The organism is Paenibacillus sp. UMB4589-SE434 (assembly GCF_030226685.1).
GTDB lineage: Bacteria > Bacillota > Bacilli > Paenibacillales > Paenibacillaceae > Paenibacillus_B.
This window is the reverse complement of the sequence record NZ_JASOYK010000001.1, coordinates 1,260,885-1,280,838: the sequence shown is the minus strand read 5'-3', so window position 1 is coordinate 1,280,838 and position 19,954 is coordinate 1,260,885. Positions and strand designations below refer to the sequence as shown.

The following is a 19,954-nucleotide window of genomic DNA, read 5'->3' as shown; positions in this document are numbered from 1 at the left end:
AAATAGAGGTGTATAACAATGGAAGAAATCAGAAACCAAACACGAGCATTTTTAAGTAAATATATTAAAAATCAGCAATTAAAGGATAACGATGATATTTTTGCAATTGGGGATGTCAATTCTCTATTTGCCATGCAGCTGGTTATGTTTATTGAAAAGGAATTTGGCATCGAAATCGATAACAATGATTTAGACTTGAATAATTTCAAGTCTATTCAGGCGATTGCTACGCTCATCGCGAGCAAACGCGCTGCAGTAGGTCAATGAATTCAAGCACGACAAGGCAATCCAATATGATTTAGGGGGAGAAAAAGATGAAGGTGATTGGAGTCATTGGTGCAGGCGTTATGGGGACAGGCGTTGCACATCATTTTGCATTAGCCGGGTATGACGTAATACTCGTTGATATTTCAGAAGATATTCTTACGAGAGCCAAAGAACAAGTTGCCAGTAACATTCGTTTTCAAGGCTTGTACCACAAAGATCTAACCGTGGAGAAGCCTGAAACCATCCTGAATCGAATTTGCTTTACCGTTAATTATGATTTATTAAAGGATGCAGACTACGTCATTGAGAATGTTCCAGAGAAATGGGAGATTAAAAAAGACGTATATCTAACACTTGATCAGATCTGTCCTGATCATTGTATTTTTGCTGTAAACACCTCTTGTATTTCAATTACCAAAGTTGCTTCTCTTACCAAGAGGCCGACTAAGGTCATCGGCTCGCATTATATGAATCCGGTAATAATGAAACCGGTGGTAGAGGTTATCAAGGGTTACCATACTTCGGAGGAAACCATTGCAGCCACCATTGAGCTTCTTGCCACTTTGAATAAAGAGGCTATTGTGGTTAACGACTTACCAGGGTTTGTGTCCAATCGTATTTCTCATCTGATGATGAATGAGGCTGCATTTGTCGTTCAGGATCAAGTGGCAGAACCAAAGGATGTAGACGATATTTTCAAAAAATGTTTTGGACACAAAATGGGACCGCTTGAAACTGCTGATTTGATAGGTCTGGATACCGTTGTGCATTCACTAGACATTTTATATGAGAGCTATCAGGATTCGAAATTTCGCTGCTGTCCGCTTCTTCGCAAAATGGTAGAAGCAGGGACACACGGTAGGAAAACCGGACAAGGGTTTTATTCTTATCCGATGTACGAGCGCAGTTTAGTGCAAGTTTAAAAAATGATGATGGCAATGCTTTGAAGTTAGATTATTTCAAGTCGCAGTGTTGCATACAACACAGGAAACAATAGATCTTGAACAAGGGAATCGTAATCGGCGAGGGAGGGGGTAGTGGTGGCTCCAAGCTGAGTGCGATTCTTTTTGTTTTAGCTCTCGACAGGAGGAAAAATGGAAAACACAAGCGAACCTAAAAAACGGTTATGGTCAATGAATTTCTTTTTACTCTGGCAAGGACAACTGGTTTCTACTTTAGGTGATTCGATCTATGAAATCGCCTTAACTTTTTGGATACTTTATGAAACAGGTTCGCCAGGGTTAATGGGTGCACTTTTGGCGGCAACTTTGCTTCCCAAAGTCCTCATATCTCCTTTTGCAGGCGTAATTGTAGATCGCACCGACAGAAGAAAAATGATCCTATTAATGGATTTCATTCGAGGTGTATGTATTGTTTTTGTGGGTATTGCAGCAATTTTTGGATTTCTTGAAGTTTGGATGGCATTTGTAGCAGGGATTATTCTCGGGATATGCGCTGCATTTTTTAATCCCGCAGTCACGTCAACGATCCCAGATATTGTTCCTTCGTCTCAAATTGTACAAGCTAGTGCTAACTTAAGTATGTTACGTGCCATTTCTCAGATAATAGGACCTTCATCAGGCGGTGTGTTGTATCATCTTGTGGGCCCGCCGATTCTATTTTTATGTAATGGCATATCTTATATTGTTTCATTTTTCTTCTCATTTTTCATGAAAATTCCGAAGTCAACGAGTCAGGATCAACAATATAACTTCTGGCAGGATATGAAGGACGGATTTGCTTATGTCTGGAAAATGAGAGGGCTTAGAGACTTAATTATTTTGGCAGGTTTTTTAAACTTTTTTGCAACGATAAGTATTGTATTGCTTGCACCCATGTTTAAAAATGCTGTGAATCTGGGAGAAGTAAAATACGGGATTGCAATGGCGATCTTTACGCTAGGTATGCTCGCGGGAATGATTTTTACATCTGTATATCGTATCAAGCCTGAAAACAAAAGTATGGTGCTTACGGTTTCAGGGCTGTTATCAGGGATTGTTTTTGCAACAGCAGTCATGATGAACCATTTTATACTTATGGCCATTTTGTTATTTATCGGTGGGATATTCAACGCAATTGTCAATGTATTGATCGAATCGACCATACAGCTGACGGTGACCCAGGAAATGAGGGGCAAGGTATCATCACTCAAGGGAACACTTACAATGGGACTTGCACCGCTGGCTATGTTTTTAGGAGGTATTTTAGGCGAATTTTTCCCGATAAAGTACATTGTATTTTCAGGTTTCATGGCAACGACCGTTTTATTTATCCCCTTATTTTTCTTAAAATCCTTTAAAGCTTTTATTCAATACAATCCAGAAAAACATAAAATTGGAGCATAATCATTTTGAGGAAAAGGGAGTGAGTGCATGGAGCAAGAGATTGATAAATATAAAGTGGCTCTAAAAAAAGCTGCAGCCAAAATAGAAGAGCTGTCCACCATCATTCATGATCAAAAAAGCAATGAAGAAATTGCTGTAATAGGCTATTCGTGTCGGTTTCCCGGCGACGCTTCAAATCCTGAAGGGTTTTGGAACGTTCTGGCTAACGGATTAGATACCGTTACTGATATTAACCCGGATCGATTCGATTATTACGACTACTACAGCGATAATCCCGACGATGAAGGTAAAATGATTACAAAAAGCGCATCATTTTTGCAGGATAATATTAGAGATTTTGATAACATCCATTTTGGCCTATCTGCCATAGAAGCTGCATCAATAGACCCCCAACAGAGACTCCTATTGGAGGTTAGCTGGGAAGCTATGGAGAATTCGGCGCTGAACATTGAGGAGCTGAAAGGAAGTAAGACAGGCGTATTTATAGGAATAAGCGCTTATGAGTATGCCAACGCAGAATTGTTCTCGGGTGTTGCTTCTGATATTACGCCGTACTCTACTGTAGGCGTCTCGCTTGGCTCCGCAGCTGGAAGATTATCGTACTTTTATGATTTCAAAGGACCAGCGATAACCTGTGATACGGCCTGCTCGTCTTCCATCTCAGCATTAGGTATGGCTGTAGACAACTTGAGGAATAAACAGTGTGACATGGCCATCGTTGGGGGCTCTAATCTATTACTAACACCAGAGCCGTTTATAGGACTATCAAAGTTCAATGGTTTGTCCAAAGATGGAAAATGCAGAGCTTTTGATGATGAGGCAGATGGTTTTGGAAGAGGCGAGGGTTGTGGTGTCATTATACTCAAAAGGTTAAAAGACGCTAACCACGCTGGAGATGAAGTCGCTGCCGTGGTAAAAAGTGTCGCGATCGGACAAGACGGCAAGTCAAACGGTTTTACGGCTCCTAACGGACTGTCTCAACAAAGCGTAATCAGACAAGCATTACATAATGCGAAATTAACGGTCGATGATATCGATTTTATTGAGACGCATGGAACGGGGACCCCGCTAGGTGACCTGATCGAAGTACAGTCGATATCTGAGGTGTTTAAAAATAAAAAAGACCCTATTCTGATTGGATCTGTCAAACCGAACATCGGACATTTAGAAGCTGCTTCTGGAATGGCTGGATTGATTAAAGTCATTTCGTCGATTGAAAATAAGAAAATATTGCCCAACATTTATTATAAAAATCCTAATAAGAACATTTCATGGGAGAAAGTTAGGATTGCAGAGCAATTTAAGGACTGGCATAAGCCCGGTGGAATCAGAAGAGCTGGTATTAGCTCTTTTGGATTTAGTGGGACCTTGGCGCATGTCATCCTTGAGGAGCCCCCTCAGAACACGGATGAGCAGCTTGATGAATTGCCTACTTATCTATTAACCTTGTCAGCTAAGAATGATAAAGCTTTAAAAGAATATGTAAGCTCTATGAAGGATCATCTGCAAAAGGATAACAGCTCTATCGCAGATATCACGTATACGTCCAATATTAGCCGCTCATTTTTGAACACCAGATTTTCGGCAGTAGGGAAAAGCAAAGAGGACTTGTTAGAGAAAATGGAACTGGTTCTCAATAACAGCAATTATGAACATTTGATTCAAAAAAGCACGGCCAAAGACAAAAAAATAGCTTTTTTATTTACAGGTCAAGGCTCTATTTATGAAGGCATAGCAAAAGATTTTTACACAACGTCTAGTACGTTTAGAGAAACCATGAATTTGTGTAATGAAAAGTTTGAAGCAATCCTTGGCCTATCGATACTTGAAGGGATCTACGGGGAAGACGCAACGCTGCTCAGCAGACCGCTCTATTCACAAGCGGCTATTTTTGCGATTGAGTACGCGTTAACCAAGCTTTGGGGCACATTAGGCATTAAACCTGCAATAATCATAGGTCACAGCATAGGGGAGTATGCTGCAGCATGCTATGCAGGCTTAATAAGCTTGGATGATGTCATTCTCATGATTGCACAGCGTGGAAGAATGATGGAATCCATTGATGTGGAAGGCAAGATGGTCGTTATCCTTACGAATGTGGAATACGTGAAAGCTGCATTAGAGGAAAGTGGATGTAAGCATGTTTCGATAGCAGCGATAAACGCTCCTGACAATGTGACGATATCGGGCCGAAGTGATGAGGTAGATCTCGTTATTGAAACCTTGCAAACCAAACACAGGGTCTTTTTTAATAAGCTTAACATCCCTCATCCCTACCACTCCTCGTTGATGAAGGATTATGAAAGCATGTATGAGAAAAGTATCGGTGATATTACATTTTCAAATATGCATGTAGCGATGATATCCAGCATTACGGGGAAACTAGAAAAAGAAGATTTGCTGGGCAATAGTAAGTATTGGGTAGAACATCTATCAAAAACGGTTGATTTCCAAAGTGCCATTCAAGAAGCAAAACGACTTGGCGTCGATATCTTTATTGAAATTGGAGGAGATGCGACTCTAAGTGGGTTGGCCAATCAATGTTTAGTTGAAGACGACATGATGTTGTTACCTTCCATGAGAAGAGAAACGGAAAACTATACGCAGTTTTTGAACTCCGTCGCGTCTCTATTTAGGTTAGGGTTGGATCTGGATTGGAATTCATTCTATAAGTCCTATAGCAAAAAAAGAGTTAAACTTCCAAATTATCCATTTCAAAAGAAGGAGCTTTGGAGAGAGGTAAGAAGAATGGGGCGTAACGTTAGTAATCCAGTGAAAGCAGCGGAATCAGTGACAGATAGGGGAGAAATCACTTTTATTTCACAACAACCACAGCATCCGCATCAAAATCACCAAAATAGCTTACGAGCTAACCACAAAGAGAAAATCAAAACAGAATTAAAAGAAATGATAAAGATTTTAACCGGGCTAAAAATCGAAGAAATTGAGGATGAGCTTAACTTGCTTACGCTGGGCTTTGATTCCTTAGTACTCATCCAACTCAACAAACAAATTACGAATAAGTTTAACCTTTCGATTACATTAAATGAGTTTTTTATTAATTTGGATACTGTTGAGAAGATAACTGAGCATATTAGCAAGCATATTGATTTGTTTGTAGTCGAAGACGAAAGTGCAAATATCCCCGAGCCTGTGTCTGATGAGACGACAAATACGATCTCGGATGCTGAGCCAGCAAATAGCTTTGTAGCTGCTGGCAAGGAGAAGAGGTCTTCGCTTAGCACACTCGATGATAACATGGGTGCGATACAAAATATATTTACGACCCAGATGAAAATTATGGAGGAGCAGCTTGGTATTTTGAAGAATCTAACGAATCCAAGCCATCCAAGCGGTAGGCAGCCGACAGAAAATAAGCTGCCAAGCGTAAATCATAGTCAGGTGAGTGTGAACAGCTCGAAGACAGCCCCTTTGACGGTGGATATAAAGGGCCACTATGTTCCCTACAAAAAACTGGATTTAATCGATAATGAAAATTTTAATGAATTACAACAATCCTATATTCGAAATATAGAAAAAAAGTATACAAGTTTCTCTAGAAAATCAAAAGAGAATATTCAAAGATACAGAAAAGTATATGCCAATAATCGAAATGTGGCGGGATTCAGACCTGTCATGAAGGAAATGATTTATCAAATAGTAGCTGAGACCGGACAGGGGTCGAAGCTTCGTGATATAGATGGAAATAATATCGTAGATTTAACGATGGGATTTGGCGTTAATTTACTTGGGCATAATCCGAGCTTTATTAACGAAGCATTAACAGAGGAACTTGGTAAAGGAATGCCCTTAGGTCCGATGGGTAGGCTGGCAGGAACCGTTGCAGAACAAATCAGCCACTTAACAGGCGTCGAAAGAGTGGCCTTTTATAACTCGGGGACAGAAGCCAATATGGTAGCCGTACGGATAGCTCGCGCAAGTACTGGTAGGAAGAAAATCGTAACTTTTGCGGGCTCCTATCACGGCACCTATGATGGCTTGCTTGGATTGTCTTCCATTGGCGAGGATGGAAACCTGACAACGATCCCGTTAGCGCCAGGTATTATGGACAGCGTGGTCAGTGATTTAGTCATGTTGAATTACAATCAAGAGGCTTCACTAGCGTTTATAAGGGAACACGCGAATGATATAGCAGGTGTCTTAGTGGAGACTGTTCAAAGCAGAAGACCTGATGTACAGCCCAAAGAGTTTCTTAAGAAGCTAAGACAAATCACGGAAGAGAATGGGATTGCCCTCATATTCGACGAGATCATTACGGGTTTTAGAATTTGTGCTGGAGGAGCGCAACAGTATTTTGGGATCAAGGCAGATATTGTAACCTATGGAAAAGTTATTGGTGGCGGAATGCCAATCGGTGTTGTTTCTGGAAAGTCAGAGTTTATGGACTGTATCGATGGAGGCATGTGGAGCTTTGGCGATACCACAGTTCCGCCTTGTGAGGAGAAGCGAACATTTGTGGCAGGAACTTTTTCGCATCATCCGTTGGCCATGGCTGCTGCTCACGCCTCACTAACCTATATAACGGAGCATAAAGATACGCTTTATAACAAGCTGAATAAAAGAACCAATGATTTTGTGAACCGAGTAAACGCATATTTCGAAGAGCATCATGTCCCTATTAAAGTAGTGCATTTCGGTTCATTATTCAGATTTGTGTTTCGAGGAGATTTTGAAATATTCTTCTTTGGTTTGCTGGAGAAGGGGGTTTATGTCTGGGAGGGACGGAATTGTTTCTTCTCGACGGAACATACAGATGAGGATATCGAATATATTTTTGCTGCCATCAAAATGACGATTGAAGAAATGAGTCAAGCCGGATACTTGGGTGATACGCCGTTGAAACAACGTGCAAATCAGGAGATTCGCCCCACCAATAATGAAGTACCACACCCTGTACTACCCATGTCATTAATCCAGCAACGATTATATACACTAAGTTCGATCGGTAAAGACGACCCGTACAACATGGTGACAGTCTTGAAGATTAAAGGAGCGCTCGATCGTCAAAAATTTGAGAGCGTACTCAATGAAATTGTAGGGCGACATGAAAGTTTACGAACACGCCTGTTTGTTGAGGACGGGGAGTTTAAGCAGGAGATTGTTGATAATGTAAATTTTAAGATCGAAATTATTAAAAAGGACTTTCAAGAGAATGTAGATGATTTAATTGAAAAATTAGTTACACGCTTTGACCTAGCGGAAGCTCCTTTGTTTAAGGTCATCTTGATCGAAGAGAAGGACGACGAAGGAACGCTAATTTTTAACTTTCATCATACGATAGCAGATGGAATTTCGATGAGCATATTTGTCCAAGAGTTTATGCAGCTGTATACCAATGAACGTCTTATGCCTGTGAATAAGCAGTACAGAGATTTTGTTGAATGGGAAACACAGTATTTGATGTCGGATGAGAGGCAGCAAAGTGAACAATATTGGCTGAACAAGTTATCAGGGGATATGAACGTACTGAAGCTGCCAACCGACTTCCCAGCACATGCAGAGTCAGATTTAACGGCAAATACATTCCATATGAAGCTTGGTTCAGAATTGGTTCACGATTTAAAATTAGTATCTATGCGGAATAAATGCTCGTTATTTATGTTGTTAGCTGCTGGGTTTAATCTTTTACTTAAACAGTTAACCAAGAATGAAGAAATATGCATAGGTACCCCTGTAACAAATCGAGCAGATGGATCTTTTGATGAAAGTATTGGCATGTTTACGAATACGATTGTACTTAAAAACAATCTCTCAGATGAAAAGACGTTTACAGCGTTTTTAAATGAAGTCAAGCAAAATTGTTTAGAAGCTTATTCGCATATGTATTATCCATTCAATTTATTGGCAAGTCTCATTAAAAAAGCAAAGAACAGCAGGGAAGGTTTCCTTAATGTTAGGTTTGTGTATGAAAAAACGGACGAAAGAGTACTAACAATTAATAATTTGGGAATCACACCTTATAATTACAAGAGCAAATTATCCGATTTTGATTTTGTCATTGAAATCCTTGAGGAAAATGGCTTATTTCATATTAGTATGACCTATAAATCTGGCCTATTTAAAGAGGAGACAATCGAGAAATGGGGACAAACTTATAAACATATTTTAGAGTTTATTACCCATCATGATAATGACGACAACTCTACGCTTAAACTCAAGGATTTTAGAAATATCGGACAAGATGGAACGGACAAGCTTATTTCAGATGCAAAGTCCGGTCGTGATGCGTTGCCGGTTCCTACAGGTGGTGTCGGTGTAGATAGAAATTACGAAGCCCCGCGTAATGAAATAGAAGAAGTACTAGCTAAAGTATGGGAAGTTACCTTGGGCTCCAACCCGATCGGCATTAACGATGATTTCTTTCAAATGGGTGGAGATTCAATTAAAGCCATTCAGCTCCTATCACGAGCAAGAGCAAAGGGCTGCAGCTTTGAAGTTGATCATTTATACAAAAACCCCACAATCAAGCAGCTAGTAAAATTTGTAGAGCAGCAGACCAAGCATAGTCAGGATCCTTTAGCTGGTGAAATATTGTTAACTCCCATTCAAAAGAGGTTTTTTGAACAAGAATATAAGGATCAACATCTGTGGAGCCAAGCCAGGATGTTGTACAGGGAAGTTGGCTTTAAGGTAGACATCGTAAAGAAAGTATTAGATAAACTACTCATTCACCATGATGCATTAAGGATGGTGTATAAGAATGAGAACGGTAATGTCGTTCAAATCAATCGAGGTATCGGTGAAAGTTTGTATGACTTAAATGTATGTGAGAATGTATCGGATCAAGAAGTTATCCAAACATGTAATGAAATTCAAACGTGCATGGATCTTGAACAAGGACCGTTGGTTAAACTGGGTTTGTTCAGAATGAGCGCGGGGGACAAGTTATTTATCGTCATCCATGGTCTTATAATTGATGAGGTGTCTTGGAGAATCCTGCTTGAAGATTTCTCAAATGCCTACATGCAAGCCGAAAAGGGAATGAGTATCGTTTTTGCTGAGAAGACGATATCTTTCAAGGAATGGTCGGAAAAGCTGAATGGATATGCGAACTCTTACAGTGTTAAAAGGCAGGCTGAATATTGGAAAAGCTTATGTGACACCGGTATCAAAAAATTGCCAAGGGAAAGAGGTAAACTTGCATGGGGTTCAACAAACAAGTTCTAGAGCTTGATGAACAAGTTACCGAAGCTTTACAGGAAAGGATAAATAAAGCCTATCGTACAAACATGATAGATGTTTTATTATCTACTTTAGCCCTAACGATCCGTGATTGGACAAACGAAGCTAACACATTGATTACTTTGATAAGCCATGATAGAGAAGAACAAATAAAAACGATAGATATAAGCAGAACTGTAGGGTGCTTTAGCTCACAATTTCCAGTTCTTCTAAGGGCTTACGATGATCTCGGTGATACGATTAAACATACAAAAGATATGATGCGACGAGTTCCGAATCAGGGTAGGTTCTATGAAATGATGACGTTTGTATCCAGTGAGGACTTACATCATGTCGAGCCTGAAATTAGTTTTACTTATTTAGGCAAACTAGATATGGATACGAGTGGAGATTTATGTAAAATTACGAGTGATGAGTACATTAGCCGCTCCTCCAAGCATCCGGCAAGCACACACTCACTTGGCATCGAAACTGCACTAATAGAAAACAAATTAATGATTTCTATATTCTACGAAGAAGACGATTTTTATGCGGGTACCATTGAGAAGCTGTTGGCCACATATCAAGACTATTGGACACGCTTAATTCATCATTGTACAGCTAAACAGGAAGCAGAAATAACCGTAACAGATATTACGCTTGAAGATGTATCAATAGATCAATTGTCCGCCTATAAGCATGAGCTTAACAATATTAAAAACATATACCCTCTTGCTCCGATGCAAGAGGGTATGCTTTATCACGCCTTGACGGATGAATTGGATACGTATATTAAGCTATCGTGCTTTCAGGTAGAAGGGGAAATTGATCTAGCGGTCCTAGATCAGGCTTTTAACATCGTTATCGAACGACATGATATTATAAGAACGATATTTGATTACTCTTCATTTAAACAAAATATGCAGGTGGTTTATCGAAACCGTAAAGCTGCGGTAGAGTATATCGACATTACAGATCAAGGCGATAATAATGAAGCATACTTAGAACAGTTAATCAGACAATATCGTACAAGACGCTTTGATTTAAGCAAAGACATGTTATTACGAATTGTTCTTGTCCGGATGAAAGAGAATGTCTACAGCATGATATTCCATCTTCATCATATTCTTATGGATGGATGGTGCAACAGTCTAATCTTAATTGAATTATTTAAAATTTATAATGAATTAAAGCATGGCATTAAAGCAAGTCTGAACGAAGTAGTGCCTTATTTCACTTATATTGATTGGTTGAAAAATAAGGATATTAATGAAGCAACAGCGTACTGGAAAGAGTACTTGTATGAATATAAAGAAGTTACAAAAATACCTTTTGAAAAAGAGAGTAAAACAAATGAAATCATCAATAATGAGACGGTATTGGTTATAAACGAAGAAAAAACAGCATGCATAACACGTATCGCTCAGGAAAGTAAAGTTACGGTTAATACCGTGATTCAAAGCATCTGGGCGCTTCTTCTTAACAAATACAATAATACGGATGACATTGTATACGGATATGTCGTGTCAGGAAGAAATGCTGAAATAGAAGGCGTGGAAGTTATTCCAGGACTGTTTATTAATACGATCCCACTCCGTGTGAAGTTTGCAGAAAACTTGCAGTATCAAGACTTGATGAAGCACATCAGCAGCATTACACTGCAAAACAGCAAATATGATTATGTAAGTCTAGCGGAGATCCAAAATCAGAGTGAGGTTAAGAGTGATTTGATCAGCAGCCTCCTTGTATTTGAAAACTATCCGATCGATGAGAAGCAGTTAAATGAAGAAATTTTGAAAAACAAGGATATAAAAATACTTAATTCCGTGTTTGTACTACCTCATCAACTTATTGAAGGTACGAACTATAATTTAACGCTAGTTGTCAATCAAGACGACACAACGTCGATCAATTTCATATATAATAAAAACGCTTATTCAGAAGAGGGTATTTCAAAGATTATAGCTGGATTTGATGCTGTTGTTACTCAGATTATTGAAAACCGACATATAAGTATTAAAGATATTGAAATAGTTGATGATGAGGACAAGCATCGGATTCTACACGAGTTTAATCATACGCAAAGTCAGTATCCGAAGGATAAGTCCATTGTCCAACTGTTTGAGGAGCAAGTAGAGAAAGTACCCAATCATACAGCATTGATCTATCAGGATGAACATGTAACTTATGATGAACTTAATGAGAGAGCCAATCGTCTAGCTCATCATTTAAGACAAAAGGGTGTTGGGAAAAATGTTTTAGTTGGTATTATCGGAGAACGTTCGGTGCAAATGGTTATCGGTATTTTGGGCATCCTCAAGGCTGGCGGGGCCTATTTGCCCATTGATTCGAAATATCCGACAGAACGGATGATAACCCTGCTTGCAGATTCAAACACGGAATTGCTGCTTACCCAATCAACCTATATGGAAGCGTTACGACAGAACATCGGAAGTCATATAGAAGTAATGCTTATGGAGCAAGTTCCTGAGGAGTTGTCGTCGGAAAGGTGTAGCAATCCGCTGTGGATGAACAGCTCCTCTGATTTGGCATATGTTATGTATACATCTGGCTCTACAGGGAAACCAAAAGGGGTTATGGTTGAGCATAAAAGTGTTGTGCGACTAGTTAGAAACACTAATTACGTAGAATTTGCAGAAGGCGATCGGATATTACAAACGGGATCCGTAGTATTTGACGCATCCACATTTGAGCTTTGGGGGGCCTTGCTGAACGGAATCAGCTTGGTTTTGGTTGATGAGCATGTTCTCTTGCATGCGGAAAGGTTAGGACAAGAAATCAGGAAGAACCTAATTACAACGATGTGGCTGACCTCTCCGTTATTTAACCAACTCGTTCAACAGGATGTAACGATATTTACGGGACTGAAGACCCTAGTCGTGGGCGGAGATGCGTTGTCAGGAGAGCACATTAATCAAGTAAGAAAGGCTCATCAGTCTCTGAATCTGATTAATGGGTATGGTCCAACGGAAAATACAACTTTTTCGACCTGTTTTGCCATTGAGAAAGAGTTCAGCAGTTCCATCCCGATTGGAAAAGCGATCAGCAATTCAAACGCATATATCCTCGACCGTCACAACCATCTGCAGCCGATTGGAGTCGCAGGTGAACTTTGCGTTGCCGGAGACGGGTTGGCTCGTGGGTACTTGAATAATGCGGAATTAACGGCAGAGAAGTTTGTTCCGAACCCATTTGAACCAGGTACACGAATGTATAAAACAGGTGACTTGGCTCGCTGGCTGCCTGATGGAAATATCGAATATTTGGGCCGGATTGATGAACAGGTTAAAATTCGAGGCTTCCGCATCGAACCAAACGAAATCGCCCAGCATTTGCTGCTGCACGAGCATATTCAAGATGCAATCGTAGTGGCCTGTATAGGAGAGGACGGACAGGCGTATTTGTGCGCGTATGTCGTCAGCGACGTTGAACTGTCCGCATCAGCGCTGCGTGAGCATATATCTCAATCGCTGCCGAGCTACATGATCCCATCGTACTTCGTACAGATGGAGCGATTACCGCTAACCCCTAACGGCAAAGTAGACCGTAAAGCATTACCGGAACCAGACGGTGAGGTACATACGGGAGTAGAATATATCGCGCCTCGAAATGACATGGAGAAATCAATTGCACAGGTTTGGGAAAAGATCCTAGGTGTAAGAAATGTGGGGATCAATGATGAGTTTTTCGCCCTAGGTGGAGACTCCATAAAAGCCATCCAAGCTATTTCGCAAATGAGCAATAAAGGGTATTCGTTTGAGATTAAGGATTTGATGGCAAATCCAAGAATTAAAGATTTGATCGTTCATATTAAACATACGAAAAAAACCATTGATCAAAGTGAAGTATCAGGTGAGATCGAGCTGACACCTATTCAAAAATGGTTTTTAGAAGAAGAACATATAATTAAGGATCATTTTAATCAGGAGCTAATGTTGTTCAGTAAAGATGGCTTTAGAGAAGACAGAATTGAGCGAGCTTTTGATCAAATTGTGCAGCATCATGATATTTTACGAGCAACATATGTGAACCAGAAATTTATCAATAGAGAAGTAACCAATAAGTTATATGACTTGTGTATTTATGACCTTACGGGAACAGAGATTGCAAATGAATATATAACAGACTTATGCACCGAACTCCAAGCAAGTATGAAGTTAGCGAAAGGGCCACTTGTAAAATTAGGGCTGTTTAAAACGGACAAGGGCGATTATTTGCTTGTATCCATCCATCATATGGTTGTAGATGCCGTGTCATGGAGGATTATTATGGATGATTTTGAGACGCTTTATGACGGACAAGAACAGAAACTACCTTTAAAAACCACCTCCTTTCAAGAATGGGCGTCCAAGCAAAAACAATATGCCAGCGGTTCGGCATTAAAAAATGAACTTAAATACTGGAATAGCATTGGAGATTCGGAAATTAAAGAGCTCAATAAGGAGAAAGTACCCCAAAATATACATGGCGCTAAGATCGTTAAACAGTCCATCGTACTGGATAAGGCGTATACTGAAAAGTTATTAACTAAGGTAAATAAGGCGTACGCAACGGAAATCAATGATATTCTTTTATCAGCCCTGACCTTTACAATGGGTAACTTCAACCAAACCGAACGAATCCTAATTAATCTAGAGTCTCACGGTAGGGAACAAATCGTAGACGATGTAGACATAACAAGGACAGTTGGGTGGTTCACCAGTCAGTATCCTGTAGTTTTGCACACCAAAGAACGCGTATCAGACTTAATAAAAAATACAAAGGATACACTGCGACGAATCCCTCGCAAAGGGATAGGTTATGGAATGCTGAAATATTTATCACCTTTTGAATTGAATGTGTTACGTAAACCAGACATAAGCTTTAATTATTTGGGACAGTTCGATGAGAATATTTCAGGTGAAAACTTTACGTTATCAGATATTTCACCGGGGGATTCGGTGAGTAAGGATAGCGGCAGATTGTACCCTCTGAATATTTCAGCAATGGTACTCCACAAACAATTTAGTCTGACCTTGAGCTATATCAGGGAAGAATTTAACGATGGCACGATTGAAGGATTGTTACAGCACTACATTGAGAGCCTTAAACTGATTATTGATCATTGCATATCCCAGGAACATGTAGAATTAACCGCGTCGGATCTTACAGATGAGAACATAGCGTGGGAAGAATTAGCTCCATACCTCAAGCAAATCGACAATATGAAACGAATATACCCGTTAACTCCGATGCAGGAAGGGCTGCTTTTCCATTCGTTGGCGGATAAAGGTGAATACTACCATGTAAATATGGAACTTAGGGTGATCGGAGACCTGAACGAAGAGTTATTTAACAAGAGCTTTAGGGAGCTCGTTGCCCGCCATGACGTATTTCGAACCAATTTTGACAGCAGTAGTTTTAAAGAAAATATGCAGATCGTTTACAAATCCAGAGAGGCTGAGCTTACGTACCTCGATATCCGGGATTTACAGGTCGATAGAGAAGCGTATATTGAACAGCTGGTCATAGAGGATAGGAAAAGAGGCTTTGATTTATCTAAAGATATTCTAATAAGACTTTTTGTAGTGAGGATGCATGAACAGGAATACAGTTTGATTTTAAGCAATCACCATATTATTTTGGACGGATGGTCTTTCGGAATCATAAGCAGTGAATTGTTCCACATCTATAGTTGTCACTTACAAAACTCTCTTGTGGAGGCAAAGAAAGTAAGACCTTACGAAGAGTATATCAAGTGGATAGGATCGCAGGATAAGACAGAGGCATTGAACTACTGGGATGTGTACTTGAAGGGATACGGCACTACAATTGAAATCCCGTTTAAAAAGGCTTTAGCAGCCAAAGGAAAACCACAAGAGGTCATTTTAAGCCTAGATAAAGATATGACTAAACAAATCGAGGTTCTGGCAAAGCATAATAACGTTACAATTAATACGATCTTTCAGAGTGTATGGGCGATCCAGCTTCAGCGATACAATAATGTGGATGATATCGTGTTCGGATATATAGTATCGGGTAGAACAACAAAAATAAATGGAATTGATGAAATGGTTGGTTTGTTTATAAATACCATTCCATTGCGTGTGAATACAACGCATGAGAAAAGATATACAGAAGTGCTGGAAAAAATAAAATCAGATTTTAATGAGAGCGAGCCTTATCAATATTGCTCGATAGCTGAAGTTCAGAAGCTTACTGAGGTTGGTACTGGTCTTATCAATGGGCTGATGGTTTTTGAAAATTATCCGATTGACGAAGATATGATTAATAAGGATATTCAAGAGCAGATAAATCTCAACATTAGCTCTGCTCGGATTTTTGAGGAAACAAATTATAGCTTTAATATCAAAGTTATTCCAGGGGCAGAGCTCGTTGTCAAATTTGATTACAATGATGGGGTATACGATACAGAGGAAGTTAACAAAATAAAAAGCCATTTCTCGAATATCTTAAATCAGATCATTACCAATCCGAATATTCGGATTGATGATATTGAGATTGTGGGAACGGATGAGAAAAACGAAGTGCTGCTTGATTTGAACGACACTTATATGGATTATCCAAAAGAGGATACGATTCAAGGCCTCTTTGAATATCAAGTTACGAGAAATCCAGAAAAAACAGCGGTTATGTTTGGCGGAGATACAATAAGTTACGGTGAAATCAATAAGAGAGCAAATGCATTAGCCAATCTTCTCAGAGATAAAGGGATAAGTGCAGCGTCCATCGTACCGATTATGATGGATCGATCCATTGACATGGTTGTTGGCGTACTTGCCATCTTAAAGGCAGGTGCTGCCTATCTGCCTATTGATACAAACTATCCTGAGGACCGAATCAATTTTATTTTAAAAGACAGTAAGGCCGCGTTTATGCTTTCAACTCTTAAGCTTACACAAATGAGAGCACTTGAAATTAAAGAGGTTATTGATTTAGAAGATGCGGGACTTTATGCGCTCGCTCATGAACAAGTCGATAATATCAACCATTCGAATGATTTGGCCTATGTGATCTACACTTCGGGAACGACTGGAAAGCCTAAAGGCGTTATGGTTGAGCATAAAGGTATTATTAACTTGAAGTATTGGTTTGAGAGCGATCTGGGGATCGGGAAAGATGAGAATATACTACAATTTGCCAGTATTGCCTTTGACGCGTTCTCTTGGGAGCTGTTTATGGCACTCTTGCTCGGTAATACACTCTGTATCCCTGATAAGGATGTGCTGCTTAGCGCTGACTTGTTAAACGAGTATATTAGCACACACGGGATTACAACTCTAACATTACCTCCATTCGTAGCAGCTAATGTAGAGGCAGCGAACGGATTAAAGCGGGTAATCACCGCAGGCAGTGAACTGAAGTACGAACAAATTTCACACCTACTCGGTAAGGTAGAGGTTATCAATGCATATGGCCCAACAGAGGATACCGTATGCACAACAACCTGCAAGCTATCACCAGAGCATGAAGCCAAAATTACAATTGGAACTCCTATTAGTAATCATCGAGTATTGATACTGGATACCCATAATAAACTGGTACCAACGGGGATCACCGGTGAATTGTGCATCGCGGGTGTGGGATTAGCAAGAGGATACTTAAACAATGAACAATTAACGCAAGAAAAATTTATAGTTAACCCTTATCAAGAAGGAGAGCGCCTGTATAAAACAGGAGACATGGCAAGATGGCTGCCCGATGGAAATATTGAATATGTGGGACGCATCGACCATCAAGTTAAAATAAGAGGTTATCGGATTGAAATAGGCGAAATTGAACAGAACCTATTACAACTGGCGCAGGTGTCCCAAGTTGCTGTTGTCGATAAGGAAATGGATGGAATTAAGTATTTGTGCGCTTATTATGTATCTGATCTGGAAATTGCCATCCATGTACTAAGGGATTCTTTGAGTAAGAAATTGCCTGTCTATATGATACCTGCTCATTTTATCCGTATGGAATCGTTGCCATTTAATTTAAACGGTAAGGTTGATCGAAAGCAATTACCTGAAATTGAAGGTGTAATAAAGACAGGCATCCACTATGAGGAAGCTGAAAATGAAGTGGAAGCTCTCATAATAAATATATGCAAGGATGTATTAGGATTGCAGCAGCTGGGCGTAAGGGACAACTTATTTGAGGTGGGAGGAGATTCAATACGAATTGCTAAAATACACAAAGAATTAAAAAAGGTAAAGATCCAAATATCAATTAAAGATATTTTCTATTATGAAAATGTTCGTGATATTTATAAACACTGGGCAAATAAACAAATGGATTTTAATGAAGTGGGACATGTGGCCACGGAACCTATTTTAACGAGCCTCTTACAATGGAAGCAGTCACTAACCGACCAGCTTAAAGAGTTTAGTAAAAAGATAGTAAATGAGAACAAAATGATTCAGGCTTATCCACTATCCGCGATGCAGGAAATTCTACTACATACTAACAAAACATATAGTGGTGCGATATTGGATTTTAACCATAAGGTTAATGTACAGCTGCTTAGAAAGAGCATTGAATGTGTTATTAACGAGCAAGATTTATTAAGAAGTACTGTCATAAAATCAGATCATCAAACCATGATCCAACAATATGGCGTGGTTATGGGAATTGAGATACCTTATCTGGACCTAGAGCATGCCAGTGAAGAGCAACGAGGTGCCATTCAAGCCTACATTCATGAGCTTTATGGAGAACATTTAGAGCGTGCAGATATTTTCGGCAGCTTGTTGTATAAAGTAATCATGATCAAGTTCGCTGAGAATGATTTCAAGGTATATATGCCATTTAACCATTTAATTTTTGATGCGATGAGCTTCGAAATCATCCAAGCGAGCATACGGCAAGCCTATTCAAACAATGGTGAATTAGTAAGGCATAACATTTTGCAATATGAGCATTATGTTACAGAGCAGTTGAAGGGACCTCAAGGCGTAACGGAAAAGGAACTGATCGAGAAATATAAGCTAAATGATTTTTACGCCAGCTATAGCCAGTATTTCGAAAAATATAAGGAAGCATCATTAATAAATACTACTATTTCCATTCCGATAACAGACGACATTCGTGAATCCATAGAAGAAATGTCATGGGATATATCCTTGAAAATATTTTTGAAAGTTCTAGAGCTTAATTTCGAGCTTGATACGATACCGTTTGCAATCCTGCATACAGGAAGAAAATATCAGGCAAACAATTATTATCATACAATTGGGGCGTTTATTGATATTTTGCCTTTAAGTGTACGATATGACCAACATCTAGCTTTTGAAGAGATTAATGAATTAATTAGCTTTGCATATGAGAAAAACGTAAATTTTGCAGCATTGATGTCTCGTGAGGAACCGAAGAACAAGTATAAAAAGGTGAGACACTCCATAAAGGATATCTACAGCTCAGAAATGATCCGAATTCCGATTTTTAACTATCTGGGAATGTACGATTCACAATCAGAGATGGTGGAAGAGCTCAGCAGAATTAAGGAGATTTACGGTAGTCAGACAAACAATGTATCTACCGAGATCGCGATTGCCGTTAAAGAGGATGAACTAATGATTAGGTTATTCTGCGAGGAGTACCAAATAACAAGGATTACACAAGAACTTCATAGCTTGATGAATAACTTTAATAAATTGCTCTTCATCTAAAAGATTCGCGAAACATGTTAAAGAGTGCACACATTCACAGCAAGAGAAAAGTGATCATATAGTTTGTTAATGTAAAAGCTGGCCCACCCCAAGGCATATCTCTGCTCTGCATGCTGAATAAAGTTTAGCAGTAAGCGTAGCGGTGATATGTCTTCAGGGTGGTATTAGCCACAGATCATGTATCGTTTTGCAGGGCATAAAACCTTATGAAACTGTTGGATCAGAGGATTTATTTATATTTTATACATATGTACAAAATACGATAAGATTAGAATAATAGTATTTCAATATTAAATAGCGATTAACACCTTGAGGCTTTTTCAAAAAAAAAGGGCTTGGACAATGGGGATGACCTGGGAAAAAATCATAAATGGGAAATCTGAAGAAGCTGCCGATCGTGTTGTCGGCAGCTTCTTCACGTTTTCAGGCAGTTTGCAGAACCGTATGATAGTAACTAAACAGATTGGTACTAAAGAAACTCTAAGT

General features: G+C 39.4%; 5 protein-coding genes. All 5 read left to right on the top strand.

The genetic code is table 11. The features are described from left to right. Window positions 1–18: 18 nt before the first annotated feature. The 5 genes from QP775_RS05430 to QP775_RS05410 all read left to right on the top strand — a co-directional run bounded on the left by QP775_RS05430 (window position 19) and on the right by QP775_RS05410 (window position 19,468). Window positions 19–267: an acyl carrier protein gene (locus QP775_RS05430; protein ID WP_239327872.1), complete on the top strand. Its 249-nt coding sequence runs from the start codon at window positions 19–21 to the stop codon at window positions 265–267. 47 nt (window positions 268–314) lie between these two features. Beyond that, window positions 315–1,190, top strand: coding sequence for a 3-hydroxyacyl-CoA dehydrogenase family protein (locus QP775_RS05425; RefSeq protein ID WP_285104271.1), 876 nt, complete (start codon window positions 315–317; stop codon window positions 1,188–1,190). A 171-nt stretch (window positions 1,191–1,361) separates the two neighbouring features. Beyond that, complete coding sequence (locus QP775_RS05420; RefSeq protein WP_285104269.1) at window positions 1,362–2,612, top strand: MFS transporter; 1,251 nt, start codon at window positions 1,362–1,364, stop codon at window positions 2,610–2,612. Between the two features lie 27 nt (window positions 2,613–2,639). After that, window positions 2,640–9,800 (top strand): type I polyketide synthase, encoded by a 7,161-nt coding sequence (locus QP775_RS05415; RefSeq protein WP_285104267.1) that lies wholly within the window; start codon window positions 2,640–2,642, stop codon window positions 9,798–9,800. After that, the gene (locus QP775_RS05410) at window positions 9,776–19,468 is read left to right on the top strand and encodes a non-ribosomal peptide synthetase (RefSeq protein WP_285104265.1); all 9,693 of its coding nucleotides are present in this window, start codon (window positions 9,776–9,778) and stop codon (window positions 19,466–19,468) included. The genes QP775_RS05415 and QP775_RS05410 overlap by 25 nt, the downstream gene beginning before the upstream one ends. The last annotated feature ends 486 nt before the right edge of the window (window positions 19,469–19,954 follow it).

Coding starts and splice junctions, on each gene's coding strand:
- QP775_RS05430 (WP_239327872.1), top strand. CDS start 19: ATGGAAGAAATCAGAAACCAAACACGAGCATTTTTAAGTAAATATATT.
- QP775_RS05425 (WP_285104271.1), top strand. CDS start 315: ATGAAGGTGATTGGAGTCATTGGTGCAGGCGTTATGGGGACAGGCGTT.
- QP775_RS05420 (WP_285104269.1), top strand. CDS start 1,362: ATGGAAAACACAAGCGAACCTAAAAAACGGTTATGGTCAATGAATTTC.
- QP775_RS05415 (WP_285104267.1), top strand. CDS start 2,640: ATGGAGCAAGAGATTGATAAATATAAAGTGGCTCTAAAAAAAGCTGCA.
- QP775_RS05410 (WP_285104265.1), top strand. CDS start 9,776: ATGGGGTTCAACAAACAAGTTCTAGAGCTTGATGAACAAGTTACCGAA.